Genomic DNA, 24819 nt, shown 5'->3' with positions numbered 1-24819 from the left:
TTTCCTATTTTTCCGGGCGAGTCACGAGAGAGAACATTGCCTTCAATTCCTTTTGTTCTTTTAGACAAAGCGCGATGATGGTTTTATCGCCACTGCTATATGCATACCTACGGCCTTGATTCATGGCTTTATTGAATGCGACCGTTAGTCGCCAACAATCTTGTTGGCTTTGTTGGAGTTTTTCTAAAAGTCTCGATTTCTCTTCAGCTAGTTGTTCTCGTGTATTCCGCCTCTGAATTTTGGTAGTCTCCTTTAATTCACTAATTGCTCGTTTTGCGCTAATTCTTAAAGCATCCAATGTGGAAAATCCGCCCTCGATTTCGCTGTCAGATATCCGTTTTAGTGTGTTGGTCGATGTAGAGAAGATTCCTTCCTCAGCTATACATAATTTAGACAGAGCTCCTTGAGAGGAAAGGGCGCTAATAACTCTGTCGTCGTGCGCATACTTTTGAGGATTCTCAGAAACTGAATCAAGAAATTGTTTTAATTTTTTTATAGACTTGGTATTTTTTAGCAGGCGTGAATCCGTCCTCATTTTTCTATCCTTTTTACGTGTGTTATTACATTAAAGTCAGTGCCTTCGGATGTTCTGAAAAACTGGGGTTCAATGGTAACTGTGCTATCTTCGATGAGATCGTGAATGTATTCCTCAAGCTCTTCAAAATCGAGAACAGAAAAATTTCTTGTGCCAAAATGTTCTTCGATAAGGTCAGCTAGATCTTCGCTGTAAGAAGGATCCTCTTGCAGCATCTGAGCACCGTATTTTGCTTTGCTCCATTTAAGTACGTCCCCTGGCGTGGAATCGAGGACATATCTGTATATCTGCTCAGAATCGCTTTGTCCAAGGAACCAAGTCAATGTGTCGAGCCCCTTATATGAGCGATGCCAGAAGAAGAGCATGGGAAAGCCGCGGCGTAATTGATGTTGCCGAATGTAGTATCTTCGGCCTTCTTCATCAAGGGGCGCTTCGAAGTAGTCGCAGAACAGATCTGTAGCGTCTACATATGTACGTGGGGAGTGGTCAAATTCGAAGTTAAATCGGCTTGGTCGGGCGAAGAGTGGTCGGGTGGATTCATATACGCCATGCTTACGTAACTCTTCCTGGAATCGCTCTAGCATTCCTATCATCGTATCGACGATGGGAGGTGCCGGCCGTGCGGTCATTTCTCGCATTCCATCGGCGCCGGTTTTCATATTGCCAAAAACCAAGTTCTGCCGTGTCTTATCTAACGCCAGCCCAGGTAACAGATTCAAAAGCTCAGAAATTCGCCTCGCACATAGGAGACCGACGCAAATCTCAATACATCCATACAAAACTTGTATCAATTCATACAATCCCTCGTTTTTCCGAACACGCTCAAAATACGCACTTTTTGATCCAGATGGAAAGTCTCCCGCCTTCGAAAACGGTGGACGAATTAGCCCCTCACTACTTCCAACATCCCAGACCTTGACTCCCAATTCCCTGAGCTTGGGTGTTAGGTGCGCTTCAATTCCATGCTGCTGAACAAATTTGAGAAGGCTGAGGCCACTCTTAATTGCGGTAGAGACGAGGTTGACGTAGCTATTCAAGAGATCTTCACCGTAGGCTAGGGTGAATTCAATAGACTCTCGCAAGGAGTCAAGGTACCACTCAGCTGGCAAGGTTCGGAAGCGACCTGGTGACCCGAGGTTCAGATGCTTGATTGCACCTGATTGCCATCCTTCCGAGATAGGCTCGCGAGGCACTTGATGGCCGAGTTCGGAGAGCGGGAGCAGGGAGAAGACAGTATCTCTCCAATAGTCGACAGTTTGCGAGGACGGTAGCTCTCGATCATACGTAGCAACGGGGACTCCAGCATATTCGCGGAAATAGCAATTCGAGGCCAAGAGCCACAGTTCGTCGGGGCGTGAGTTTATCGAGCGGGTGGCCCAAAGTGCGTTCGGATAGAGCTTTTGTATTAGGCGTTTGAAATTCCTGAATGCTATGAACCTCTGTTGGGTATGGGGGTGGTAATGGCCACTTAGTTGTAAATAGCATCGAGCGCTGATCAACTCATTATCGTCCGGAAAGAGAAGCCGGTCGCTGGCTGGAACACAAAGTTCCTCAACTAACGGTTGATCGGAAATCGCTTGACTTATCTGATCGGCGGAAAGTTTTCGACCTTCCTCAAGAAGGTATTTGCGTAGGGTTTCATTGAAGTCATAAATTGACTCTGAGGTTTCGCATGAGGAGGCAAGGGTGACGTAAAGTGTACGGACGTCGGAGCTCGTGACTAGTGAAAGGCCGTGCTGGCCAAGCTGAAAGTACTCTGTCCTAATTAAAAAATAATCTATGATTCGGCCGACACGTCCCACTTTCTTAGCAATAGTGCCCCGAGAATATATGCTTCCGCCAGTCAGAGAGGTGTGACCTTGGATGCACATCCAGAGTTTGAATAGCTCAAGTAGCGAGTGATTTTTTGAATCGGTCAGTCGACTGCCATCTTCTAGGGGGACGTTCCAGTCCAGTGCAATCTTCTTACTGCCTAAGGCAAGTTCCCACAGCGGAGCATCAAACTCCGATATAAGCCAATATGGTCGCTTATAGTCGATGGTAGTTGTCCCCGATAGCCATTTTTGTAGTTCGTCGTCAACGGGGGATTGAGTGCGCGAGTATTTACTCATGGATGATTTTGCAGAAAGTGTCGGGACTTGCTGCGGCCCTTGCGCGCGAAAGAAAGTCTCTAAGGTCTGAGCGATGGCATTCCTTGCTCTCAATGAAGGCAACAAGCCTTCGAGTGACATTCGCCCAGTATTCAGCAAGCAGATTTGGGGGCCGTACTGCGGCAGAAACTGCGGATTCGAGACTGACTAGGGCGGTAAGAATCGCTGTATTAACGCTGATGATTACTTCATCAGCGGTTGGTGTAGTGATTCGACTTGCTTTGCGCGTGGTGCTGTGTCCGCGCATATTTAGAGCATGGTTGGAAAGGAATTCATTGAGTTCATTCATGTTTGAAAAGCGTGTGGCCTTCAGAACATATTCGCTGTCTTGTAGCGCCTCAACGACCAACGCTTGTTGAAATACTCTGATCCATCGTTCTTGAAAAAAGTCTCGGATAGGGCGAGGAAGATAATGATCGAGCAGGTTGGCGGACAGTTTTTTGTGGCCTAATGCTTCCGCCATCTTCCGCATGTCCCCAGTTCTCAAAAAAACTAACAATCCAGAGCTCGCTCGTACTTTGGCTACAGAGAAGTGCTCTAATAGTTCGTTTGCATATTCGCGACTTGCACCGGTTGAAGTCATGAAGCTGTCGAGTAATGGTTCATGGCGCTCAGGCCTGCTAGCGTAGGCACTCAAGGGAGGTACTGAGCATGGCCGTCCAAATCCCTCTCCGCAGCTCAGGAGAAGAAAGCGCCATTCATCTTTTCCCTTTTTCTTTAAATATGTTCTAAGTGGCATGGTCAATTCGATAATTTGTCGGACGACCTCATTGCTCTCTGCAGTAAGTTCTATTCGTTGTTCTTTGAGAGTGTCATCACGAATTCTCGGCTTGACGGAGACTAGATAATGCGTGTCGTTGGTGTGTTCATGACCAATCATTTGTCCTGATGGCGAATACAGCTCGAGCCTCTCCAGAAAGCTCGATGTTATTTTGGGGTGCAAGGCCGTCAAGAGAGTGCAATGCGGGAAAAGCGCTATTGTCGTTGGTAGCGCAAATAGTCGGGCCATTTCGGATGAGCCTAGCGGATAGATGCGATGTAGAGCGGCTATATCGTCGATGTGAAGGTACCCATGCTTCTCAAAAGTGGCGCAAGCATTGGCTAAGTGCATTGGATTCTCCAGCGCAACAAGAGATTCCTCGCTTTCAACTATCTTGTATCGCTTGTCCAGATTGATCGTTCTGGCAGTACCTAACTTGGCAAGTTGGATTCTGTTGGTGTATCTAGCCCATATGTCCGATATTTCGTGCCTTGCCCATTGAATGACAGTGTTGAGGTCCTTTTCGATTCTCTGGAACAGAATCTCCATGGCTTGTGTATCCGTCACATGCAATGGGACCGGGGTTAGTAGCTTTGTTTTAACTTCCGCGCCAGATGGATCTATTTTGATATGTGTATGGGCGGGGACGGGATGTCGCTTTGGGGGGCAGGGAAAATCACCCAAAGTGCGGGCAACAATCCCAGGGGCTTCCAAATAGTTTTTCGCGAATGAAACAAATCGGCGACGCCAGGTGGAAATGGCAACTACGACGCTTTGGCCCTTTTCGGCAACTTCACTGACAAAAAACAGTGCAAATTTCCTCCAAAATTCCGTCATGAAACTAGGAGACTTGAAGTGAGCAGGGGTAAGTTCGCCTTCGTAGGTTGAGATAAAACGAGCGAGTTCCTTAACCAAGAGCGGAGGGCTGTCACGACGTCCGCTGACAAAAAGTCGGTAGGCCGAATGCAACTGATCCGTGAACTCGCGTCCAAGTCTAAGATATATGGGGTGAAATTGAAAAAATGAGAGACGGCCGTTTCCATTCTGCGCCGCCCATCCATGCCAAACATACGCCCTTTCCTCAACCCACTCTATTTCTTCAAATTTCGCAACACACTCGATGAGGGACTGAGTAAGTGGGGCACGATATGTTCTCTTTATTTTCAGCGTTGGAATCGTCGGATATTGCTCTCGTAGCGCGTCAACATACCGTTCGAAGATCCGAAAAATAGCCGTACTTCGGCTGATTCGTACGCTTAAGAATCGCTCCGAATAGAGGGCTCCTGCGAATAAAACATAGATGCGCGCGAAATCTGGTGTCTGGAGTCGCGCAAGCGAGAGTTGACCACTTCCTGTTACCTGCAAAAAGCAGTCTAGAAGTCGAAGTACAACCTCGCACTCTAGAAGCCTATTGGGGTCTAGGCGTTTTGCGCAATCGTGGAATGCTGATGCCACTTCGTCATCAATGTTGCATCTTGGCATGTCTTTGGATGCGGGAATGAAACGGATGAGAGGGTGATAATTATTCATATTATCCATTGTGAAAAATCCATATTCCATAAGGATATTAAAGCTATGGACAAGTTATATCACAAAGCAAAAAGTATGGATCTTCGAGGGTGAGGATGTGTACCGGGCGGGTTTCATTGATGAGCCTGGCCATGGCCGCCAGCGTGCTGCTCTTGCCCGACCCGGTCGGTCCGCTCACCAGCACCAGGCCATGCGGGCGGGTGGCCAGTTCGGCACAGGCGGGCGGTGCGTGCAACTCGGGCAGTGCCGGCGGCTGCTGGCCCAGCGGGCGGATGGCGGCGGCCGGGCCGCGTTGCTGGTGGAAGGCGTGGATGCGGAAGCGGCCCAGTCCCGGCAGCGCCAGGGCGAAGTCGCAATCGGTCCCGGCGCGGTAGTGCGGCTGCAGGGGCGCGGGCATCACCGCCAGCAGGGATTGCTGCAGGTGAGCGCCGTCCAGCGGCTGCAGGTTGATGCGGCGAATGGCCCCGTGGACCCGCAGCAAGGGCGCGAGCCCCGCACAAAGATGCAGATCGGAAGCCTGATTCCTGACGGCAAATGCCAGTAGGGTGGCAATGTCCATTTATAATCCCGGCAAGGTTGGACCAACAATATCGTTATCTCCCTGCAGGCTGCCCCTTCCGGCTCCCGGATTATGTCGTCAATCGCTCAACACTTGCAACACGTGCAACAACAGATCGCCCAGGCTGCCGGCCAGGCCGGGCGGGCTCCATCCTCGGTGCAACTGCTGGCCGTTTCCAAGACCTTTGGACCGGAGGCGGTGGCCGAAGCAGTGGCCGCCGGCCAGCGCGCCTTTGGCGAAAATTATTTGCAGGAAGCGCTCGACAAGATCGCCGCGCTGCCCGCCCTGGTGCCGGATACGCCACTGCAATGGCATTTCATCGGCCCCATCCAGAGCAACAAGACCCGGCCCATCGCCGAGCACTTCGACTGGGTGCATTCGGTGGACCGTCTCAAGATCGCCCAGCGCCTGTCGGAACAGCGGCCTGAGGAACTGGGCGCACTTAACATTTGTCTGCAGGTCAACATCAGCGCCGAAGCCAGCAAGAGCGGCCTGACCCCGGAGGAATTGCCCGAGGTCGCGGCCCAGGTGGCGCAATTGCCCCGGCTGCGCCTGCGTGGCCTGATGGCGATCCCGGCCCCCAGCGACGATATGAAGCAACAGCGCGCCGCCTTTGCGGCGGTTCGCGGCCTGTATGAACAATTGCGCACAGTCGGACTGCCGTTGGACACTCTGTCCATGGGCATGTCGGCCGACCTGGAGGCAGCGGTAGCCGAAGGGGCCACCATCGTGCGGGTCGGCAGCGCCATCTTCGGGGCGCGGCATTACGCGTGACGGCCCGTGAGGGGCCGCGCGATTTGGCCCCTGTGAAGTTTTTTACCCAATCATCAAGCCTCAACACAAGACACAAGGAGCGGAAGTGAAGATAGCGTTCATCGGCGGCGGCAACATGGCAGCGGCATTGATCGGCGGACTGGCCGGCAAGGTCGCGGCGGCAGAAGACATCCACGTGGTCGATCTCAATGCCGATGCGCTGCAGGCGCTCAAGGACAAGTTCGGTGTGACGACCGCGCAGTCCATCGATGGCACCCTCGCCAACGCGGACGTGGTGGTGCTGGCGGTCAAGCCGCAGCAGATGCGCGAGGTGGTGGCCAGCTTGAAGCCCTTCATCGGTGCCCAACTGATCGTCTCGATTGCCGCCGGCATCCGCATGGTGGACCTGTCGCGCTGGCTGGACGGCCACCAGGCCATCGTGCGCGCGATGCCCAATACCCCGGCCCTGATCGGCAAGGGCATCTCGGGCGTGGTACCGCATGCGCAGGTCTCGACCCTGCAGCGCGCGCAGGCCGATTCCATCCTCAAGGCCGTGGGCGAGACCCTGTGGCTGGACAGCGAAGAAAAGCTCGACGCCGTCACCGCCGTCTCCGGCAGCGGTCCGGCCTACGTGTTCTACTTCCTCGAAGCGATGGAGCAGGCGGCAGCGCAATTGGGCCTGTCGCCGGAAGACGGCCTGCAACTGGCCAAGGCGACCTTCGCCGGCGCCACCGAACTGGCGCGCCGCTCCGATGAATCCGTGGCCACGCTGCGCGAGCGCGTGACCTCCAAGGGCGGCACCACCTATGCCGCGCTGACCAGCCTGGAGCAATCGGGCGTGAAGGGGGCCATCGTGCAGGCCCTGCAAGCCGCCGCCCATCGCAGCAAAGAGCTGGGCGACGAGTTCGGCAAGGCCTGATGGGACAGGCTGACCGCTTCCTGGGCCTGCTGGCGGCCTTGCCGCTGGCGTCCGTGCTGCTGCTGTCCGGCTGCGCCTCCACGGCCGACAGCGAGGGCTATTACACGGTCAAGCGCGGCGACACGCTCTACAGCATCGGCCGCGACTTCGACCAGAGCCCGGCCAACCTGCGCACCTGGAACCGCCTGCGCAATCCGGATGACCTCGAAGTCGGCCAGCGCATCCTGGTGCGCCCGCCGGCTGGAGTGGTGGCCCGTACCGGTGCCGGGCAGACGCCGCGTGCGTCCGCCTCTTCCGGTGCGGAGAGTACACCGCGCAAGAATGCCGGCAAGCCCGCCGCCAAACCAGCGCCCAAGTCGCAAGATGATGACGATGCCCCGGCCCCGGCCGATGCCAAGCTGGACTGGATGTGGCCGACGCAGGGCAAGTCCGCGCCCAGTGCTGACAGCTACAAGAAGGGCATCGACATCGCCGGCACCCAGGGCCAGACGGTGGTGGCCGCTGCGGCGGGCAAGGTGACGTATGCCGGGCATGGCATTCGCGGCTACGGCAACATGGTGATCATCAAGCACACGCCGCAGCTGCTGTCGGTGTATGCGCACAATGCGACGATCACGGTCAAGGAAGGCCAGATGGTCACGCGCGGCCAGCAGATCGCCACCATGGGCAACAGCGATACCAACAAGGTCAAGCTGTATTTCGAAATCCGCCGCAACGGCAAGCCGGTCAACGTGATGGCGCTGCTGCCGGCGCGTTGAGGCAGCGGCCGCGCATCTGCGCGTGCCGCCCTTGACGCCATCTCAAGAATCAGGAATTCACATGGCCAAACTGGAAGACATCGTGCGCCGGCAGAAGACCGGCGCCACCTTCGTCATCAGCGCACAGATGCTGCAGATGACTCCGCGCGAATTCGACGCCTTGGCCCAGGTCTGGGACGACGAGGGCGGCCCCGGCTTCAACGTGGCCGGGGTGCCGTTTCGGGTAGTGGTGGAGGGGGAGTTCCTCATCAGCCGGGTGACGGTGGTGAGGACGACGGCTGAGGTGTGAGGGGACGTCAGCCCTTGCGCTGCAAGCGATAAACCACCGTATCCAGCGCCCGCAATCCGCGCTCCAGGAACTTGGGTTCCTTCTCCAGGATATCGCGCCGGTCGATGGCCACTGCCTCGCTGTGCGATGCGTAGAGGCGCAACACTTCTTCTTCGGCCACCGAGAACGGCGGGCCTTCCATTTTTTCCTGATCGTATTCCAGCGTGATCAGGAGGCTGCGTGCCTGGGCTGGCAGCCGTCCATAGATTTCTTCCACGTAGCGCGCACGCATGTCCGGGGGCAGGGCGATGAGGGCGGCGCGGTCGTAGGCACCCGCACAGCTGGCCAGGGTGGCATCCTCCAGCGCGAAGATGTCGCCGCAGATCAGTTCGATCTGTCCCGCCACGTAATGGCGGCCCTGCGCGCTGTCATGCACCAGCGGGGACAGTTGATGTTCGCTGAAGAACTGGGTAATGGCCAGTTCCGACAACTCCACCCCCAGCACGCGATGGCCCTGTTCGGCCAGCCACAGCATGTCCAGCGACTTGCCGCACAAGGGCACCAGCACCGTGCTACTGGCCGGCAGCGCCAGTTGCGGCCAGTATTTCTGCAGCAGCGGCGTCACCCGCGACTGGTGAAAATGCGTGCGTCCGTCGCGCCAGCGTTCCAGCCAAAATTCCGCTTTCATCCCGTTTCCTTTGAATTTTCGCCAGGCAGCCGCAGGGCCTGCCTGGCATCAATGCATCAGCACATCAGCGCATCAGGTAATCGAGCGCGACACCGGCGAAGATCGCCGCACCCAGCCAGTTGTTGTTGTTGAAGGCCGCGAAGCAGCGCATGCGGTCGCGTTCGCGGATCAGGGTGTAGTGATACACGGCAAAGCCGCAGGCCACCAGCATGCCTGTCGTGAACCACAGGCCCAGTCCGTATTGCAGGCCGACCACCCAGATCAGCGCCAGCGCCGCCACGTAGCACAGCATGATGGCTGCGACATCGTAGCGGCCAAAGGTGATGGCCGAGGTCTTGATGCCGATCTTCAGGTCGTCGTCCCGGTCCACCATCGCATACTCGGTGTCATAGGCCACTGCCCAGAAGATGTTGGCCACCAGCAGCACCCAGGCCGCCAGCGGCACGCTGCCGGTCACGCTGGCAAATCCCATGGGAATGCCGAAGCCGAAGGCGATGCCCAGGTAAGCCTGGGGGATGGCGAAGAAACGCTTGAAGTACGGATAGCTGCCCGCAATGATCACGGCTGCCACCGACAGTTGCAGCGTCAGCGCATTGAGCGGCAGGATCAGCAGGAAGGACACCAGCGCCAGCACCCCGGCCACCATCAGCGCTTCCCACGATTTGATCTTGCCGGAGGTGAGGGGGCGCTGTTCGGTGCGCTTGACGTGCCGGTCGAAGTCGCGGTCGGCATAGTCGTTGATGGCGCAGCCGGCCGAACGCATCAGCACCGTACCCAGCACGTAAATCACCAGAATGCGCCAGTCGGGAACGCCGCCCGAGGCCAGCCACAGTGCAATGAGCGTGGGCCACAGCAAGAGCAGGATGCCGATGGGTTTGTGGGCGCGCACCAGCAGCGCGTAAAGCCTGAGCCTGTCCATGGAATGTCCGCAAAATCGAAAGTCCGCATTATAATTCGCGTCGCCGTTTCCGCACTGTCGTGCTTTTCAAGGCTTGTTTGCTGATGAGCTGACAAAGTGCTGACAGTGGATGCGGTGTGCTACACATCAGCAGAACTTATAAAAACGAATTCTTATTTTCCAAGACATCCCCCGGGTTTCGTGCTGCACGGCCACATGCATTTCTTTTGCCCAAAGCCGGCAGTACGGCTAATGTAACGCGGCTGTCATGGAGCGTTGTTAGCATCAAAACCCCTTTTTTCGAGAGGTCCCCTCTGATGAACATGATGAAAACGCTGATCGCGACCGGTGTCCTGGCGACGATCACTTCCTCTGCCTTCGCTGCAACCGAGATCACCTGGTGGCATTCCATGACCGGCGCCCTGGGCGAACGCGTCAATGCCCTGGCCGACGACTTCAACAAGACCCAGGGCGATTACAAGATCGTGCCGGTCTACAAGGGGACCTACGACGAATCGATGTCGGCTGCCATCGCCGCCTATCGTGCCGGCAATGCGCCCAGCATCCTGCAGGTGTTCGAAGTGGGCACCGCCACCATGATCTACGCCAAGGGCGCGGTCAAGCCGGTGTATGAAGTGATGCAGCAGGCTGGCGAGAAGTTCGACCAGAACGCCTACGTGCCTGCGGTGGCCGGTTACTACTCGACCCCGAAGGGCATGATGTCCTTCCCCTTCAACAGCTCCACCACCATCATGTTCTACAACAAGGACATGTTCGCCAAGGCCGGTCTGGATCCTGAAAAGCCGCCCGTCACCTGGCAGGAATTCGTCGGCATGGCCGCCAAGATCAAGGCCAGCGGTGCCTCGTGTGCTTACACCACGACCTGGCAATCCTGGGTGCATTTGGAATCGTTTTCAACCTGGCACAACGTTGAGCTGGCCACCAAGAACAACGGCTTCGGCGGCCTCGATGCCCGTCTGAAGATGAACAGCCCGCTGCACGTGCGCCACATCGAGAACCTGTCGAACTGGGCCAAGCAGGGCTACTTCACCTACGCCGGCCGCAAGGACGAGGCCAATGCCAAGTTCAATGCGGGCGAGTGCGCCATCATCACCGGTTCGTCCTCGGCCTATGCGGATATCCGCAAGAACGCCAAGTTCAAGTTCGGCGTGGCCACCCTGCCGTATTACAACGACGTGCAGGGCGCACCGCAGAACACCGTCATCGGCGGTGCCTCGCTGTGGGTCATGAACGGCAAGAAGGGCGAAGAGTACAAGGGCGTGGCCAAGTTCTTCAGCTACCTGTCCAAGCCGGAAGTGGCCGCCAAGTGGCACCAGGACACCGGCTACCTGCCGGTCACCAAGGCCGCCTACGAGCTGACCAAGAGCTCCGGTTTCTATGAGCGCAACCCGGGCACCGATGTTGCCGTCAAGCAGATGATCGTCAAGACCACCGAGAAGTCGCGCGGCCTGCGTCTGGGCAATTACGCCCAGGTCCGTACCGTCTTCGACGAGGAACTGGAAAACGTCTGGACCGGCAAGAAGACCGCCAAGGAAGCCCTGGACTCCGCCGTCAAGCGCGGCGACGAACTGCTGGCCCGCTTCGAGAAGGCCAACAAGGGCAACCAGTAAGTCTCATCAGCAACACCTCCCGTCCCGCCTGAACGCGGTGACGGGGCAGGAACCGGCGGTGTGCTCCGTGATCGCGGAGGGCAGCGCCGGCTTCCGTTTTGGGATGTCGGCAAGCTGACATCCGTTTCCGATTCATTCAACTTCTGCGGCCAGGCGATCCCTGGCTGGAACGATCGTGGAAAAACGCGCGCGATTCACTTCGAAGTGGTTGCCTTATCTGCTGGTGGCACCGCAGATCATCATCACTTTGCTGTTCTTTTTCTGGCCGGCCATCCAGGCTTTGTATCAGTCCATGCTGCTGCAGGATGCCTTCGGCGGCTATTCCGAATTCGTCTGGTTCGACAATTTCAAGACGCTCTTTGCCGATCCGACCTATCTCGAATCCTTCCGCACCACTGCGCTCTTCTCGGCGCTGGTGGCCTTCTTCGGGCTGGCGCTCTCGCTGCTGCTGGCGGTCTTCGCCGACCGCGTGCGCCGGGGCGCTTCGGTCTACAAGACCTTCCTGATCTGGCCCTATGCGGTCTCGCCGGTGGTGGTGGGGGTGCTGTGGATGTTCCTGCTGAGTCCCTCGCTGGGCATCCTCTCTCACGTGCTGGCCTGGCTGGGTTTGCCGTGGGATTACATGATCAATGGCACGCACGCCATGATCCTCATCGTCATTGCCGCCATCTGGAAGCAGATCAGCTACAACTTCCTGTTCTTCCTGGCCGGCCTGCAATCGATTCCCAAGTCGCTCATCGAAGCGGCCGCCATCGATGGTGCGGGTCCGGTCAAGCGCTTCTTCACCATCGTCTTCCCGCTGATCTCGCCGACCACCTTCTTCCTGTTCGTGGTCAACGTGGTCTATGCCTTCTTCGATACTTTCGTCATCGTCGACGCCACTACCCACGGCGGTCCCGGCAAGGATACCGAGATCCTGGTCTACAAGGTCTTCACCGATGGCTTCAAGGGCGGCGACCTGGGCGGCTCGGCGGCGCAATCGGTGGTACTCATGGCACTGGTGATCCTGCTGACCGTGGTGCAGTTCAAGTACGTTGAAAAGAAGGTGCAATACGCATGATGCCCATCCTCAACAACGCTTTCCTGATCTTCCTCACTGCAGAGGTGGCCGCATGATCGAACGCCGTCCCGTCCTCGATTTCCTCAGCCACGTGGTCCTGGTGCTGGGTGTGCTGATCGTGTTCTTCCCGCTGTATGTCGCCTTCGTGGCCAGCACGCAGACTGCCGAGCAGTCGGCCCTGTCGCCGCTGTCGCTGGTGCCGGGCGGTGAATTCATCAACAACTACAGCGCCGTGCTCTTCAAGGGCGCGGCCGGGCAGGTGACCGCACCGCCCGTGCTCAACATGCTGTGGGTGAGCCTGGCCACGGCGCTCATCATCGCCATCGGCAAGATCTCCATCTCCATGCTGTCAGCCTTTGCCATCGTGTATTTCCGTTTTCCGGGGCGCGGGCTGTTCTTCTGGATGATCTTCGTCACGCTGATGCTGCCGGTGGAAGTGCGTATTACGCCGACCTACCAGGTGGTGTCCGATCTGGGCATGCTCAACAGCTATGCAGGCCTGAGTGTGCCGCTGATCGCATCGGCCACAGCCACCTTCCTGTTCCGCCAGTTTTTCCTGACGGTGCCCGATGAACTGGCCGAAGCTGCGCGCATCGACGGGGCCGGGCCGCTGCGCTTCCTCAAGGATGTGCTGTGGCCGCTGTCGCGCACCAACGTCATCGCGCTGTTTGTGATCATGTTCATCTATGGCTGGAACCAGTACCTGTGGCCGCTCATCATCGCCACCGACACCAGCATGTATCCCATCGGCATCGGCATCAAGACGCTGATCTCCGGCGGTGATTCGGCGGTGGAGTGGAACCTGGTGATGGCCACCATGATCCTGGCCATGCTCCCGCCCGGGCTGGTGGTGGTGGTGATGCAGAAATGGTTCGTCAAGGGCCTGGTTGATTCCGAGAAATAATTTATATCATTCCGAGAGTTAGAGACTGACAATCATGGCAGCAATCCATCTCAAGCAAGTCCGCAAGACTTATGGCGCCGGCACCAAGGCCGTCGACGTGATCCATGGCATCGATGCCGACATCGCCGATGGCGAATTCATCGTCATGGTCGGGCCCTCGGGCTGCGGCAAATCCACGCTGCTGCGCATGGTCGCCGGGCTGGAAGAAGTCAGCAGCGGGCAGATCGTCATCGGCAAGCGCGTGGTCAATGACCTGGAACCCAAGGAGCGCGACATCGCCATGGTGTTCCAGAACTATGCGCTGTATCCGCACATGACGGTGTACCAGAACATGGCGTATGGCCTGAAGATCCAGGGCCTGTCCAAGACCGAGATCGACGAGCGCGTGCAGCGTGCCGCCGCCATCCTGGAACTGGGCGCGCTGCTGGAACGCACGCCGCGCCAGCTTTCCGGTGGCCAGCGCCAGCGCGTGGCGATGGGCCGCGCCATCGTGCGCAAGCCCGCCGTGTTCCTCTTCGACGAACCGCTCTCCAACCTGGACGCCAAGCTGCGCGTGCAGATGCGGCTGGAAATCCAGAAGCTGCATGCCAGCCTGCGCACCACCAGCCTCTATGTGACCCACGACCAGGTCGAGGCCATGACCCTGGGCCAGCGGATGATCGTGATGAATCGCGGCGTGGCCGAACAGATCGGCACCCCGGCTGAAGTCTATGCCCGTCCGGCCACCACCTTCGTGGCCAGTTTCATCGGTTCACCGCCGATGAATTTGCTGCAGGGCAGCCTGTCGGCCGACGGGGCCAGCTTCGAGGCCAGCAAGGGCGAGGCCACCGCTACCGTGCGCCTGCCGCAGCCGGTGACCGGTGCGGCCGGCCAGGAGCGCATCCTGGGCGTGCGCCCGGAACACCTGCTGCCCATCCTCGACGGCTCGGCTGCGCAGCTGTCATTGGAGGTGGAGCTGGTCGAAGCGCTGGGTGCGGAATTGCTGGTGCATGCGCGCTGCGGCGGACAATCGCTGGTGCTGCGTTGCCCGGCCAATGTGCCGGTCAGCACCGGTCAGCGCATCGGGGCGTCGTTTGGGGCGGGGGATGTGCATTGGTTTGATGTGACGACGACCAAGCGTTTGGGTTGAGCTGCTGGGGCGTTGTGGCGCAGAGCAGGGCCGGTTGCCTCTGCTCCGGGCTTCACCTATGATGAACGCCTTACCGAGGAAGATCACACCATGAAACCTTCTGAAGCCCTTGCCTCTCATCGCGCTGCCATCCGGCAAGTCGTGGAAGCGCATCACGCGCGCAACGCCAGGATATTTGGTTCGGTCCTGCATGGAGAGGATACCCAGAGCAGTGATCTCGATCTCCTCATCGATCCGACGCCGGAGACGACGCTCATGGACGTCGCCGCCATTCAGGTAGAACTGCAGCGCTTGTTGGGGGTGACGGTCGACGTACTGACGCCCAAGGCACTGCCCGAGGCTGCCCGCAGCCGGATTCTGGCGGAGGCCCGGCCGGTATGAACAGGTCCGGGCGTGTGCCCGATTATCTCGACCACATTCTTGAGGCCATAGCGCGCATCGAGCGCTATACGGCCGATATGGTGGAAACGGTCTTCCTCGACAGCGAGCTGGTACAGGATGCCGTCATCCGCAATATCGAAATCATCGGCGAGGCCGCCAACAACGTCATGCGGGTCGATCCGGAGTTCGCCACCCGCAACGACCATATTCCGTGGATGATCATGTACACGATGCGCAACCGTGTCGCGCATGGATATGACAAAGTGGATGTTGGTGTCGTCTGGAAAACCATACAGCGCGATCTACCCCCGCTGTATCGTGACGTCCATGCCTTGAGGACGGCGTTGTCAGCGCCCTGATGGCGCTGACATCTGATGGCGTGTGCGTGACAGCTCCTAGTTGGCCGCCGCCGCTTCGCCCACCAGCATCTCCACGCCATTGAGATCGCACGCCAGCACCGCCTGATGCACGGCATCGATGGCCGCCTGCCGCGTAAAGCTCTTGCGCCAGGCGATGACCACGCGGCGCGAGGGGGCCGGCGCCACGAAGGGCACATAGCGCACCATGCCTTCGCGCGTATCGGTATCGGGAATGGAGGCTCGTGGCAGCACGGTCACGCCGATGCCGGAAGACACCATGTGACGGATGGTCTCCAGTGACGAGCCTTCGAAGGTGCGGGCGATGCCATCGCCATTGGTGGAGAAGCGCGACATCTCCGGACACACTTCCAGCACCTGGTCGCGGAAGCAGTGGCCATTGCCCAGCAACAGCATGGTCTCGCTCTTGAGTTCACGGGCATCGATTTCCTTGCGCTCGGCCCACTTGTGCTGGCGCGGCAATGCCACCATGAATTCTTCATCGTAGAGCGGCAGCACATTCAGTCCGTGCTCGGGGAAGGGCAGGGCCATGATGGCCGCATCGAGTTCACCCTGGCGCAGCAGTTCGATCAGGCGCGTGGTGAAATTTTCCTGCAGGATCAGCGGCATCTGCGGCACGCGCTCGATCATGGTCTTGACCAGCGAAGGCAGCAGGTAGGGGCCGATCGTGTAGATGATGCCCAGGCGCAAGGGACCGGAAAGCGGGTCCTTGTTCTGGTTGGCGATTTCCTTGATGGCAGCAGTCTGCTCCAGCACGCGCTCGGCCTGGGCCACGATCTGCGCGCCCAGCGGCGTGACCGAGACCTCGGTGCCGCCGCGTTCGAAGATGACCACGCCCAACTCATCTTCCAGTTTCTTGATGGCCACCGACAGCGTGGGCTGGGCGACGAAACAAGCTTCTGCTGCATGGCCGAAATGCTTTTCCCGCGCGACGGCCACGATGTATTTGAGTTCTGTAAGTGTCATGCTGTTATGCCGGAATCGTTTTCGGGACTATAGCGTATTTTCGCCCGGCTGGTTCTGTGCGGCATCATGGCGCTTTCCCGCCAGATGGCGCAGGATGGAGGCGCATGCGCCAGCGCAGGCAGGCTTTGATTTTGATGTTATCGGCCTGTCATGTCTTGGTCACAATGGGCAGGTATGTTGTCACGCACTTTTCAGGCGAAGGGGAGTGCAGCGTTCGCCACTTTATCTTGGATACGAGGACATGATGGATAAGGAAGAACTGGTCAAGCGCGTCCACCGCGAACTGGCCGACAGCTACGATGAAGAAATGGAACTGGAGCTGGAAGACCGCACCGTCGATCCGGTCACCGGCGAATTTTCCAGCGCCCACGGCAGCGAGGAAAAAGAATACCGCCGCCTGTATTTCCGCGAACTGTTCCGCCTGCAGGGCGAACTGGTCAAGCTGCAGGACTGGGTGGTGCAGACCGGCCACAAGGTGGTGATCGTCTTCGAGGGACGCGATGCGGCTGGCAAGGGCGGTGTCATCAAGCGCATCACCCAGCGCCTGAACCCGCGCGTGGCCCGCGTGGCGGCGCTGCCGGCACCCAATGACCGCGAACGCACGCAATGGTACTTCCAGCGCTATGTATCGCACCTGCCGGCAGCCGGCGAGATCGTGCTGTTTGACCGCAGCTGGTACAACCGTGCGGGCGTGGAGCGCGTGATGGGTTTCTGTACCGACGAGCAATACGAGGAATTCTTCCGCTCGGTGCCCGAGTTCGAACGCATGCTCACGCGTGCCGGCATCCAGGTCATCAAGTACTGGTTCTCGATCACCGATGAAGAACAGCACCTGCGCTTCCTCTCGCGCATCCACGATCCGCTCAAGCAATGGAAGCTGAGCCCCATGGACCTGGAATCGCGCCGCCGCTGGGAGGAATACACCAAGGCCAAGGAAGTGATGCTGGAACGCACCCACATTCCGGAAGCGCCATGGTGGATCGTGCAGGCGGTGGACAAGAAGAAGGCCCGCCTGAATTGCATCAGCCATCTGCTGCAGCAGATGCCTTACGCGGAAGTGCCGCATCCGACCGTGCAGTTGCCCGAGCGTGAACGCCATGAGGATTACGAGCGCCATCCCGTGCCCGATTCCATGATCGTGCCGGAAATCTACTGATCGGCAGAGCAGGGCGCCGCAACGAAAATGGCCGGAGACTGAGCTCCGGCCATTTTCATTTGGAGAGTGCGGCGGGTTGCGCCGCGACTATCCCGAAGTGCGATCAGTCTCAGTCGAAGTACTTGGAAATGACTTCACCGAAGGCCTGTTCCGCCGACATGCCATTGAGCATCAGCTTGCTGATCTCATCGGAATGCTGGTTGATTTCATCGGGCAGCATGTGGCGGTTGGCCTTGAAGTAGGCGTACTTCTCGCCATCGACCGCTTCGCGCGCACGGGCGGCGGCAGTGGTCGGGCGGGCGCTGCCGGCGGCGCTGCGGGCCGAGGAGGCACGCGCCGAACGCGGCGTGCTGCGGGTGCCGCTGCCGCCGGTGGCGACGATGCGCTTGATCTGGTCGAGGGTGAAGATGGGCGTCACGTTGCCGGGACCGAATTCGGTTTCCTCGGCGCGGTGCAGGTGATGGTTGCCATCGAAGGCCATCTTCTTGTCGAAGCTGTTGATGACTTCATAGTGCGGCTTCTGCACCGAACCGAACATGCTGAAATGGACGCGGTCGCCGTAGGAGCTCATCTGGGTAATCACGCCGTTGAGGAATTCGGCCTTGATCGCCTCGACATTGCCATGCCAGCGTTTGGTTTTGCTTGAACTCAAAATAACTCTTCCAATGATGCAGGCGCGGCCTGGTGTCGATGCTCTTGCCATCGATGCGGCTGTCGCCGCCAAGGTCGCGCGAATTAAAAACGGGGGGATAGAGGCAATATTATCCTCCTCTGCGCGTCTTATTGCATACCCGCGGCGGACTTTTTCTTCATCTGACCATTTCTGCTGCCTGCCGATGAGCCATTTTGGGCAGGATTTACGAGGTTTTTCGCAGAAATTGCTTGAAAAGCATGTCTCAAGCCTTCATATGCTTGCTTTCCGGCAAGTTTGGTCCTGCCCCCGCAGTTCCGGGCAATGTGTCCTCTTTCAAAGGTTTTCCATGCGCCGTAGCCTCTTTTCGCTGTTGACCGTCCTCGGCCTGCTGGCCGCGCTGCATGCCTGGATAGGCTGGCAGCTGTTGCCGGCCCTGACCACCCACGCGGGCTGGATCACGTTGGGCGCAGCGTTGTTGCTGCTGTCCTTCCTGCTGATGCCGGTAGCGCTGACCGTGCCTTATCTCAAGCGGCGCGGCCTGTCCGAAATCGCCGCCGACCGCGTGGCCTGGGCCGGCATGCTGGCCATGGGGGCGTTCTCTTCGGCGCTGCTGCTCACGCTCTTGCGCGCGCTGGCGCTGGCCGCGCTACCGTGGCTGCACCTGCCGCCCATCCAGCAGCACGAGATGGTGGAACTGAGCGCCTGGCTGGTGCTGGCCCTCACCGCAGCGGCCACGGTCATCGGCTATCTCAACGCCCGCCGCACCGCTGCCGTGGTGGAGGTCAGCGTGCCCATCGCCAACCTGCCCGCAGCGCTGGAGGGCTTCACCATCGTCCAGATCAGCGACATCCACGTCGGCCCCACCATCAAGGCGCCCTATCTGCAAGCCATCGTCGACAAGGTCAATGCGCTGCAGCCCGACGTGGTGGCCATCACCGGCGACCTGGTCGATGGCAGCGTGCGCCAGCTGGCCCCGCACACCGCGCCGCTGGCGCAACTGCGGGCGCGGCATGGTGCCTACTTCGTCACCGGCAATCACGAGTACTACTCCAATGCCCACGAATGGATCGATGAAGTCCGTCGCCTGGGTGTGACCGTGCTGATGAATGAACACGTGGTCCTGCGCCATGAAGGGGCGGGTCTGGTGCTGGCCGGGGTGACGGACTACACCGCCCATCATTTCGACGAAGCCCATCGCAGCGATCCGCACGCCGCCATTGCCGATGCGCCCACCGGCCATCCGCGCGTGCTGCTGGCGCACCAGCCGCGCAGCGCCACGGCGGCCGTCGAGGCCGGTTTCGACCTGCAACTGTCGGGCCATACGCATGGCGGACAATTCTTCCCGTGGAATTTCTTCGTGCCGCTGCAACAGCCGTATGTGGCCGGGCTCAAGCGCCTGCAAGGCCTGTGGGTCTACGTCAGCCGCGGCACCGGCTACTGGGGCCCGCCCAAGCGGCTGCTGGCCCCGTCCGAAATCACCCGCGTGCGCCTGACCACCCGCTGAACCGAGTCACTCCTCGTCCAGCCGCGCCAGCCGCCGCATGGCTTGCGGCGGTTGGCCGAACAGCCGCAGGCAGGCGCGCCGCATGCGCTCGGCATCGCCAAAGCCGGTGGCGCGGGCGATGCTCTCCAGGCTGTCCTGTGATTGTTCGATGCGCAGCCGCGCCGCTTCTGCGCGCATCTGTTCGATGGCGCGCGCCGGGGTCTGGCCGGTCTCGGCCGCAAAGCTGCGATCGAACTGGCGGCGACTGAGACAGGCCACTTCGGCCAGCGTGTCGACGGTCACTTCCTGATGCAGATGTGCGCGCGCAAAACTGAGTGCGCGGCGGATGCGCTCCGAGCCCCCATCCATTTCCTGCAAGGCCGAGAATTGTGACTGGCCGCCCGGACGGCGGTGATACACCACCAGTTCGCGCGCCACCGATTTGGCCAGTTCCGCACCGTGGTCTTCCTCGATCAGGGCCAGCGCCAGGTCGATCCCGGCGGAAATGCCGGCCGAGGTCCACACCTTGCCATCGCAGGAATAGATGCGGTCGCTGTCCACCTTCACCTGCGGATGCATCTGTTGCAGCTTGGCCGCCATGCGCCAGTGCGTGGTGGCGCGCTTGCCATCGAGCAGGCCTGCGGCCGCCAGCACGAAAGCCCCGGTGCATACACCGGCGATGCGGCGCGAACGGTTGGCTGCGCGCAGGATGTAGCGGCGCAGTGCTTCGGACACCAGCCCCTCGCGCGGCGCACCGCCCCCCGCCACCACCAGCGTATCGAAACTCGCGCGGCCAATGCGCTCGGTCTGGATCATCGCCCCGGCCGAACTGCGGATCAGGCCGCCCGGCTCGGAATGCAGCGTGATCCGGTAGAGCGCGCGTCCGCTCACGCGGTTGGCGGCATCGAAGGCCGACAGCGGGCCGGTGAAATCGAGCATGCTGCAATCGGCAAAAATGAGGAAGGCGATGTCGCGCGCGGGCATGGTGCAGAAAACGTCAAATGGCCGGGAATGCCGGAATTATGACATTCAAGCCATGCGGCTGCACGCCACACTGCAAGGCCTGATCCTTACCGGAGACTGCCTTGTCCACGCTATCCACCCATCCCGCCACCGTCCCCGGCAGCCCGTCGGCCCATCGCTGGAAGGTCCTCGCTGCAGGCGTTGCCGCCAATGCCAGCTTCTCGGCCGTGTTCTCCGGCCTCCCCGTGACTTCGCTGGTGCTGCGCAGCGACTATCACCTGAGCAATGCGCAACTGGGCCTGGCGCTCGGATTGCTGAGCCTGGGCGTGGCCCTGGGCGAACTGCCCTGGGGCGTGCTGACCGATCGCCTGGGGGACCGCAAGGTGCTGCTGGCCGGACTATTGGGGACCAGCGCCGCGCTGTGCCTGTTGATGGCGATGGCGCGGCCGGGGCAGGGCGGTTCGGCCTTCGTGTGGCTATGCGTTGGTCTCACGCTGGCAGGATTGCTTGGCGGCAGTGTCAACGGCGCCAGCGGACGCGCCATCATGGCCTGGTTCGCAGAGGGCGAGCGGGGACTCGCCATGAGCATCCGCCAGACGGCAGTTCCGCTCGGCGGCGGTATCGGCGCCTTGCTCTTGCCCACGCTGGCTGCGCGAGCCGGCTTCGGTGCGGTGTATGGCTTCCTGATGGCCCTGTGCCTGGCCAGCGTCGCGCTGGTGTTGCTGTGGCTGCGCGAGCCGCACAAGGCATCGCACGCGCACGCGGCAACCCCGGTTGCGATGCCGGCCCTGCGCAGTCCGCTGGTGTGGCGGCTGGCACTGGGCACCGGCCTCTTGTGTGCGCCGCAGGTGGCGCTGATCAGCTTCGGCGGCATCTTCCTGCATGAAGTGGGGCAGGCCGGTCTGCTCCTCATCAGCGTGTTGCTGACGCTGGTGCAAGTGGGCGCAGCGGTGGCGCGCATCGCCAGTGGCCGCTGGACCGACCGGCGCGGCCAGCGCCGTCCTTATCTGCGCGCTTGCGCATTGGGCAGTGCGCTGCTGTTCCTGCTGCTGGGCGTGTCTTCGCTCAGCGGCCTCTCCATCTCTCTGCAATGGCTGGGCGGCGTGCTGGTGGTGGCGGGCGTGGTGGTCTCCGCATGGCATGGCGTGGCCTATGCCGAACTGGCCGTGGCGGCGGGTCCGGCACAGGTTGGCACCGCGCTGGGGCTGGGCAACAGCTGCGTGTTCGGCGTCTTCTTCCTCACCGCCCAGGCCATTCCGCTGCTGCTGCACTGGCACGGCTGGCCCGCCGTGTGGATAGTCACGGCAGGGGTGGCCTTGCTGGTGTGGCCGCTGTTTCCACCTGCGCGCAAGGCACCGGCATCAAGCTGATCTGGCGAAAAAGACCGGTCTTAGACGACCGGTCTAATTTTCCGTTAGAATGGGCCGCATGCGAGAACACTACGACCACAACAAGCGTCACATCCTGCAAGCCGGCCATGCGCTCATTGCGCAGAAGGGCTACACCGGCGTCGGCCTGGCCGAGATCCTGGCGGCGGCGCAGATTCCCAAGGGTTCCTTCTATCACTACTTCGGATCGAAGGAACAATATGGCCGCGAACTGATCGAGCATTATGTGGCAGGCTATCTGGACCGGCTGGATCACGTCCTGTCCGACCGCAGCCAAGGCGGCAGCGCCCGCGAGCGCCTGCTGACCTACTGGGGATACTGGCTGGAAAGCCAGTGCTGCGAAGAAGCCGAGCAGCGTTGCCTGGTGGTCAAGCTCTCCGCCGAAGTGGCCGACCTCTCCGACGACATGCGCCAGGTATTGCACGGGGGCACGCAGCGTTTCATCGAACGCATCGCCGCCTGCATCGAGGAAGGCATCGCCGAAGGCTCGCTGCACACTGTGCTGCAACCGCTGGCCACGGCCACCATGCTGTACCAGCAGTGGCTGGGTGCCAGCCTGCTGTCCAAGCTGGGCCGTGACCGCGCACCGATGGAAGCGGCCATGCTGGTCACGCGGCACGTGCTGGTCGCACCGCAGTAATCAAGCCATATCAGGCCAGAAGGATTCGATGGCGCGCCGCGCCTCTCAATGAACCGAATACGGAAAGGATTTCCATGACTCAATTGCCCAAGACCAACCGCCGCATCGTCCTCGCTTCGCGTCCCGCTGCCGCTCCCACTGCAGAAAATTTCCGCCTGGAAGAAGTGGCCATTCCGGAAGTACAGGAAGGCCAGATGCTGCTGCGCGGTGAATGGCTCTCGCTGGACCCCTACATGCGCGGCCGCATGAGTGATGCGCCTTCCTACGCACCGCCGGTGGAAATCGACGGCGTCATGACCGGCGGCGTGGTGTCGCGCGTGGTCAGCTCGCGCCATCCCGATTTCAAGGAAGGCGACCTGGTCATGGCCTATACCGGCTGGCAGGAATACGCCATCTCCGACGGCAGCGGTGCCAACAAGCTGCCCGCCGATTTCGCCCATCCCTCGCATGCGCTGGGCGTGCTGGGCATGCCCGGCTACACCGCCTACGCCGGCCTGATCGACATCGGCCAGCCGCGCGCCGGTGAAACCGTGGTCGTGGCCGCCGCTACCGGTGCGGTCGGTTCGCTGGTCGGCCAGATCGCCAAGCAGCGCGGCTGCCACGTGGTCGGGATCGCCGGTGGCGCGCAGAAGTGCGAATCGGCAGTCAAGGAACTGGGCTTCGATGCCTGTATCGACCACCGTGCGCCCGACTTCGCCGCGCAACTGAAGGCGGCTTGCCCGCGCGGCATCGACGTGTATTTCGAAAACGTTGGCGGCGCCGTCCTCGATGCGGTTATCCCGCTGCTCAACATTCACGCCCGCGTGCCGGTGTGCGGCCTGATCGCCCACTACAACGGCGGCGGCCTGGCCACCGAGAGCAGCGCCATTCTGCGCCGCTTGCTGACGCAGCGCATCCGCGTGCAGGGCTTCATCATCTTCGATTACTACGTCAATCGTCCCGACCTGTATGCGGCCTTCCAGAAGGAAGTCGGCACCTGGCTCAAGGAAGGCAAGCTGCACTACCGCGAAGACGTGGTGCAAGGCCTGGAGAAGGCCCCTGAAGCCTTCATGGGCCTGCTGCAAGGCAAGAACTTCGGCAAGCTGGTGGTGAAGCTGGACTGAGTCCGCGCACCGTCCACCGCACGCCTTTTCCGGGGAAGCTACCCGGCCACCGGCACGGCCTGTGAAGGCCGTGCCGACTCGACAAGGATTCCTGCATGATTCCGTTTTCCGTCCTAGATCTGTCGCCGATCAACCAGGGCAGCACCGCCGCCCAGGCCTTCAACAACAGCAAGGAACTGGCACAGCGCGCCGAAGCCCTGGGCTACAAACGCTACTGGCTGGCCGAGCACCACAACATGCCCGGCATCGCCAGCGCGGCCACGTCCCTGGTGATCTCGCATGTGGCGGCCAACACCAAAACCATCCGCGTCGGCTCGGGCGGCATCATGCTGCCCAACCACTCGCCGCTGGTCATCGCCGAGCAGTTCGGCACGCTGGAGTCGCTCTACCCCGGCCGCATCGACCTGGGCCTGGGCCGCGCGCCGGGTTCCGACCAGCGCACCGCGCGCGCCCTGCGCCGCCACATGGGCGGGGATACGGCAGACAACTTCCCGCAGGACGTCATCGAACTGCAGGAATATTTCGACGAACCCTCGGACTACCAGAACCTGCGTGCCGTCCCGGGCAGCGGTCTCAAAGTGCCGATCTGGCTGCTGGGTTCCAGCATGTTCAGCGCCCAGCTGGCGGCCGAACTCGGTTTGCCGTTCGCCTTCGCGTCGCACTTTGCGCCGGGCTTCATGAAGTCGGCCGTGCAGATCTACCGCGAGCGCTTCAAGCCGTCGGCGACCTTGAAGAAGCCTTACGTTATGCTGGCCTTGAACGTCTTCGCCGCCGATACCCAGCGCGAAGCCGAGCGTCTCTTCACCTCGCTGCAGCAGCAGTTCCTCAATCTCATCCGGGGCACGCCCGGCCAGCTGCGCCCGCCGGTGGATGACATCGATGCGCTGTGGCAGCCGGGAGAACAGGCCCATGTCGAGCGCTCGCTCTCCTGCGCCGTGGTCGGTGACCGCGAGACCGTGGAAGAAGGCCTGCAAGCCTTCATCGATGAACATGCGCCCGATGAGCTCATCATCACCGCGCAGATCTACGATCACGCGGCGCGCCTGCACTCCTTCGAGATTGCAGCACAAGCGCGCGAGGCATTGAAGGAATCGGTCACCATCTGATCGACGGTTTGCACGTAAAAATGGCGGCAGGGACTTCAGTCCTTGCCGCCATTTTTTCATCCCTGCGAGGTGATGCAGGT

Annotated in this window: 25 protein-coding genes; 16 read left to right on the top strand and 9 right to left on the bottom strand. The window is 60.1% G+C overall.

Going from position 1 to position 24819, the window contains the following annotated elements:
- Window positions 1-4: 4 nt before the first annotated feature.
- Genes MKD49_RS05395 through MKD49_RS05380 form a run of 4 tightly spaced genes read right to left on the bottom strand, consistent with a single transcriptional unit; the run spans window position 5 to window position 5534 of the window.
- Window positions 5-535, bottom strand: coding sequence for a hypothetical protein (locus tag MKD49_RS05395; RefSeq protein ID WP_252695666.1), 531 nt, complete (start codon window positions 533-535; stop codon window positions 5-7).
- A complete protein-coding gene (locus MKD49_RS05390) occupies window positions 532-2646 on the bottom strand; it encodes a hypothetical protein (RefSeq protein WP_252695665.1) in 2115 nt (704 codons plus the stop codon). The genes MKD49_RS05395 and MKD49_RS05390 overlap by 4 nt, the downstream gene beginning before the upstream one ends.
- Complete coding sequence (locus MKD49_RS05385; RefSeq protein WP_252695664.1) at window positions 2639-4984, bottom strand: hypothetical protein; 2346 nt, start codon at window positions 4982-4984, stop codon at window positions 2639-2641. The genes MKD49_RS05390 and MKD49_RS05385 overlap by 8 nt, the downstream gene beginning before the upstream one ends.
- A 34-nt stretch (window positions 4985-5018) precedes the next feature.
- Complete coding sequence (locus MKD49_RS05380; protein ID WP_252695663.1) at window positions 5019-5534, bottom strand: type IV pilus twitching motility protein PilT; 516 nt, start codon at window positions 5532-5534, stop codon at window positions 5019-5021.
- A 72-nt stretch (window positions 5535-5606) separates the two neighbouring features.
- Between MKD49_RS05380 and MKD49_RS05375 the strand changes: the two genes are divergently transcribed.
- The 4 genes from MKD49_RS05375 (at window position 5607) to MKD49_RS05360 (ending at window position 8253) form a co-directional block, all read left to right on the top strand.
- Complete coding sequence (locus MKD49_RS05375) at window positions 5607-6308, top strand: YggS family pyridoxal phosphate-dependent enzyme (RefSeq protein ID WP_252695662.1); 702 nt, start codon at window positions 5607-5609, stop codon at window positions 6306-6308.
- A gap of 85 nt (window positions 6309-6393) precedes the next feature.
- Window positions 6394-7206, top strand: coding sequence for a pyrroline-5-carboxylate reductase (proC, locus tag MKD49_RS05370; protein WP_121043767.1), 813 nt, complete (start codon window positions 6394-6396; stop codon window positions 7204-7206).
- A complete protein-coding gene (locus MKD49_RS05365; RefSeq protein WP_252695661.1) occupies window positions 7206-7964 on the top strand; it encodes a peptidoglycan DD-metalloendopeptidase family protein in 759 nt (252 codons plus the stop codon). Before proC ends, MKD49_RS05365 begins: the two co-directional genes overlap by 1 nt.
- Before the next feature lie 61 nt (window positions 7965-8025).
- On the top strand, window positions 8026-8253 hold the full coding sequence (locus MKD49_RS05360) for a hypothetical protein (RefSeq protein WP_134136588.1): 228 nt from the start codon (window positions 8026-8028) through the stop codon (window positions 8251-8253).
- 7 nt (window positions 8254-8260) lie between these two features.
- Here MKD49_RS05360 and MKD49_RS05355 read toward each other — a convergent pair whose 3' ends face one another.
- Both MKD49_RS05355 and ubiA read right to left on the bottom strand, forming a co-directional pair.
- On the bottom strand, window positions 8261-8920 hold the full coding sequence (locus MKD49_RS05355) for a thiopurine S-methyltransferase (RefSeq protein WP_252695660.1): 660 nt from the start codon (window positions 8918-8920) through the stop codon (window positions 8261-8263).
- 64 nt (window positions 8921-8984) lie between these two features.
- The gene (gene ubiA / locus MKD49_RS05350; protein ID WP_252695659.1) at window positions 8985-9839 is read right to left on the bottom strand and encodes a 4-hydroxybenzoate octaprenyltransferase; all 855 of its coding nucleotides are present in this window, start codon (window positions 9837-9839) and stop codon (window positions 8985-8987) included.
- A gap of 296 nt (window positions 9840-10135) precedes the next feature.
- On the opposite strand from ubiA, the gene ugpB reads away from it, so the two are divergent.
- The 6 genes from ugpB (at window position 10136) to MKD49_RS05320 (ending at window position 15282) form a co-directional block, all read left to right on the top strand.
- On the top strand, window positions 10136-11449 hold the full coding sequence (gene ugpB / locus MKD49_RS05345) for a sn-glycerol-3-phosphate ABC transporter substrate-binding protein UgpB (RefSeq protein WP_252695658.1): 1314 nt from the start codon (window positions 10136-10138) through the stop codon (window positions 11447-11449).
- 175 nt (window positions 11450-11624) lie between these two features.
- The gene (gene ugpA / locus MKD49_RS05340; protein ID WP_088755676.1) at window positions 11625-12509 is read left to right on the top strand and encodes a sn-glycerol-3-phosphate ABC transporter permease UgpA; all 885 of its coding nucleotides are present in this window, start codon (window positions 11625-11627) and stop codon (window positions 12507-12509) included.
- Window positions 12510-12561: 52 nt separating this feature from the next.
- Window positions 12562-13413: a sn-glycerol-3-phosphate ABC transporter permease UgpE gene (gene ugpE, locus MKD49_RS05335; RefSeq protein WP_034341291.1), complete on the top strand. Its 852-nt coding sequence runs from the start codon at window positions 12562-12564 to the stop codon at window positions 13411-13413.
- Between the two features lie 34 nt (window positions 13414-13447).
- On the top strand, window positions 13448-14542 hold the full coding sequence (locus tag MKD49_RS05330) for a sn-glycerol-3-phosphate import ATP-binding protein UgpC (RefSeq protein ID WP_252695657.1): 1095 nt from the start codon (window positions 13448-13450) through the stop codon (window positions 14540-14542).
- A 90-nt stretch (window positions 14543-14632) separates the two neighbouring features.
- Complete coding sequence (locus MKD49_RS05325; RefSeq protein ID WP_034341294.1) at window positions 14633-14923, top strand: nucleotidyltransferase family protein; 291 nt, start codon at window positions 14633-14635, stop codon at window positions 14921-14923.
- Between the two features lie 14 nt (window positions 14924-14937).
- On the top strand, window positions 14938-15282 hold the full coding sequence (locus tag MKD49_RS05320) for a DUF86 domain-containing protein (protein WP_338033861.1): 345 nt from the start codon (window positions 14938-14940) through the stop codon (window positions 15280-15282).
- A gap of 36 nt (window positions 15283-15318) precedes the next feature.
- Here MKD49_RS05320 and MKD49_RS05315 read toward each other — a convergent pair whose 3' ends face one another.
- Window positions 15319-16266, bottom strand: coding sequence for a LysR substrate-binding domain-containing protein (locus MKD49_RS05315; protein WP_252695656.1), 948 nt, complete (start codon window positions 16264-16266; stop codon window positions 15319-15321).
- A gap of 244 nt (window positions 16267-16510) precedes the next feature.
- Here MKD49_RS05315 and ppk2 point away from each other — a divergent pair, with 244 nt between their 5' ends.
- The gene (gene ppk2 / locus MKD49_RS05310; protein ID WP_209534339.1) at window positions 16511-17422 is read left to right on the top strand and encodes a polyphosphate kinase 2; all 912 of its coding nucleotides are present in this window, start codon (window positions 16511-16513) and stop codon (window positions 17420-17422) included.
- Between the two features lie 109 nt (window positions 17423-17531).
- Here the strand turns inward: ppk2 and MKD49_RS05305 are convergent, their stop codons facing one another.
- A complete protein-coding gene (locus tag MKD49_RS05305) occupies window positions 17532-18074 on the bottom strand; it encodes a hypothetical protein (protein ID WP_034341298.1) in 543 nt (180 codons plus the stop codon).
- A 328-nt stretch (window positions 18075-18402) separates the two neighbouring features.
- On the opposite strand from MKD49_RS05305, the gene MKD49_RS05300 reads away from it, so the two are divergent.
- Entirely contained in the window at window positions 18403-19560 is a 1158-nt protein-coding gene (locus MKD49_RS05300; protein ID WP_252695655.1) for a metallophosphoesterase, read from the top strand.
- 6 nt (window positions 19561-19566) lie between these two features.
- On the opposite strand, the gene MKD49_RS05295 is transcribed toward MKD49_RS05300, so the two are convergent.
- Complete coding sequence (locus MKD49_RS05295; RefSeq protein ID WP_252695654.1) at window positions 19567-20523, bottom strand: GlxA family transcriptional regulator; 957 nt, start codon at window positions 20521-20523, stop codon at window positions 19567-19569.
- Window positions 20524-20624: 101 nt separating this feature from the next.
- Here MKD49_RS05295 and MKD49_RS05290 point away from each other — a divergent pair, with 101 nt between their 5' ends.
- From MKD49_RS05290 to MKD49_RS05275, 4 genes are all read left to right on the top strand, one after another.
- The gene (locus MKD49_RS05290; protein ID WP_252695653.1) at window positions 20625-21872 is read left to right on the top strand and encodes an MFS transporter; all 1248 of its coding nucleotides are present in this window, start codon (window positions 20625-20627) and stop codon (window positions 21870-21872) included.
- A gap of 58 nt (window positions 21873-21930) precedes the next feature.
- Window positions 21931-22530: a TetR/AcrR family transcriptional regulator gene (locus MKD49_RS05285; protein ID WP_039787399.1), complete on the top strand. Its 600-nt coding sequence runs from the start codon at window positions 21931-21933 to the stop codon at window positions 22528-22530.
- Between the two features lie 74 nt (window positions 22531-22604).
- The gene (locus MKD49_RS05280; protein WP_252695652.1) at window positions 22605-23633 is read left to right on the top strand and encodes an NADP-dependent oxidoreductase; all 1029 of its coding nucleotides are present in this window, start codon (window positions 22605-22607) and stop codon (window positions 23631-23633) included.
- Between the two features lie 95 nt (window positions 23634-23728).
- Window positions 23729-24739, top strand: a complete 1011-nt coding sequence (locus tag MKD49_RS05275) for an LLM class flavin-dependent oxidoreductase (protein WP_134136597.1) — start codon at window positions 23729-23731, stop codon at window positions 24737-24739.
- Window positions 24740-24819: the final 80 nt, after the last annotated feature.

This window comes from Herbaspirillum sp. WGmk3 (assembly GCF_023952535.1).
Taxonomy (GTDB): domain Bacteria; phylum Pseudomonadota; class Gammaproteobacteria; order Burkholderiales; family Burkholderiaceae_D; genus Herbaspirillum; species Herbaspirillum huttiense.
Note: the sequence above shows the minus strand (reverse complement) of the source record. Positions and strands in the feature narration are given on the sequence as shown.

Excerpts from the sequence above, each read along its gene's own strand:
- MKD49_RS05395 (WP_252695666.1), bottom strand. The coding sequence starts at position 535 with ATGAGGACGGATTCACGCCTGCTAAAAAATACCAAGTCTATAAAAAAA.
- MKD49_RS05390 (WP_252695665.1), bottom strand. The coding sequence starts at position 2,646 with ATGAGTAAATACTCGCGCACTCAATCCCCCGTTGACGACGAACTACAA.
- MKD49_RS05385 (WP_252695664.1), bottom strand. The coding sequence starts at position 4,984 with ATGGATAATATGAATAATTATCACCCTCTCATCCGTTTCATTCCCGCA.
- MKD49_RS05380 (WP_252695663.1), bottom strand. The coding sequence starts at position 5,534 with ATGGACATTGCCACCCTACTGGCATTTGCCGTCAGGAATCAGGCTTCC.
- MKD49_RS05375 (WP_252695662.1), top strand. The coding sequence starts at position 5,607 with ATGTCGTCAATCGCTCAACACTTGCAACACGTGCAACAACAGATCGCC.
- MKD49_RS05365 (WP_252695661.1), top strand. The coding sequence starts at position 7,206 with ATGGGACAGGCTGACCGCTTCCTGGGCCTGCTGGCGGCCTTGCCGCTG.
- MKD49_RS05360 (WP_134136588.1), top strand. The coding sequence starts at position 8,026 with ATGGCCAAACTGGAAGACATCGTGCGCCGGCAGAAGACCGGCGCCACC.
- MKD49_RS05355 (WP_252695660.1), bottom strand. The coding sequence starts at position 8,920 with ATGAAAGCGGAATTTTGGCTGGAACGCTGGCGCGACGGACGCACGCAT.
- ubiA (WP_252695659.1), bottom strand. The coding sequence starts at position 9,839 with ATGGACAGGCTCAGGCTTTACGCGCTGCTGGTGCGCGCCCACAAACCC.
- ugpB (WP_252695658.1), top strand. The coding sequence starts at position 10,136 with ATGAACATGATGAAAACGCTGATCGCGACCGGTGTCCTGGCGACGATC.
- ugpE (WP_034341291.1), top strand. The coding sequence starts at position 12,562 with ATGATCGAACGCCGTCCCGTCCTCGATTTCCTCAGCCACGTGGTCCTG.
- MKD49_RS05330 (WP_252695657.1), top strand. The coding sequence starts at position 13,448 with ATGGCAGCAATCCATCTCAAGCAAGTCCGCAAGACTTATGGCGCCGGC.
- MKD49_RS05325 (WP_034341294.1), top strand. The coding sequence starts at position 14,633 with ATGAAACCTTCTGAAGCCCTTGCCTCTCATCGCGCTGCCATCCGGCAA.
- MKD49_RS05315 (WP_252695656.1), bottom strand. The coding sequence starts at position 16,266 with ATGACACTTACAGAACTCAAATACATCGTGGCCGTCGCGCGGGAAAAG.
- ppk2 (WP_209534339.1), top strand. The coding sequence starts at position 16,511 with ATGGATAAGGAAGAACTGGTCAAGCGCGTCCACCGCGAACTGGCCGAC.
- MKD49_RS05300 (WP_252695655.1), top strand. The coding sequence starts at position 18,403 with ATGCGCCGTAGCCTCTTTTCGCTGTTGACCGTCCTCGGCCTGCTGGCC.
- MKD49_RS05295 (WP_252695654.1), bottom strand. The coding sequence starts at position 20,523 with ATGCCCGCGCGCGACATCGCCTTCCTCATTTTTGCCGATTGCAGCATG.
- MKD49_RS05285 (WP_039787399.1), top strand. The coding sequence starts at position 21,931 with ATGCGAGAACACTACGACCACAACAAGCGTCACATCCTGCAAGCCGGC.
- MKD49_RS05280 (WP_252695652.1), top strand. The coding sequence starts at position 22,605 with ATGACTCAATTGCCCAAGACCAACCGCCGCATCGTCCTCGCTTCGCGT.
- MKD49_RS05275 (WP_134136597.1), top strand. The coding sequence starts at position 23,729 with ATGATTCCGTTTTCCGTCCTAGATCTGTCGCCGATCAACCAGGGCAGC.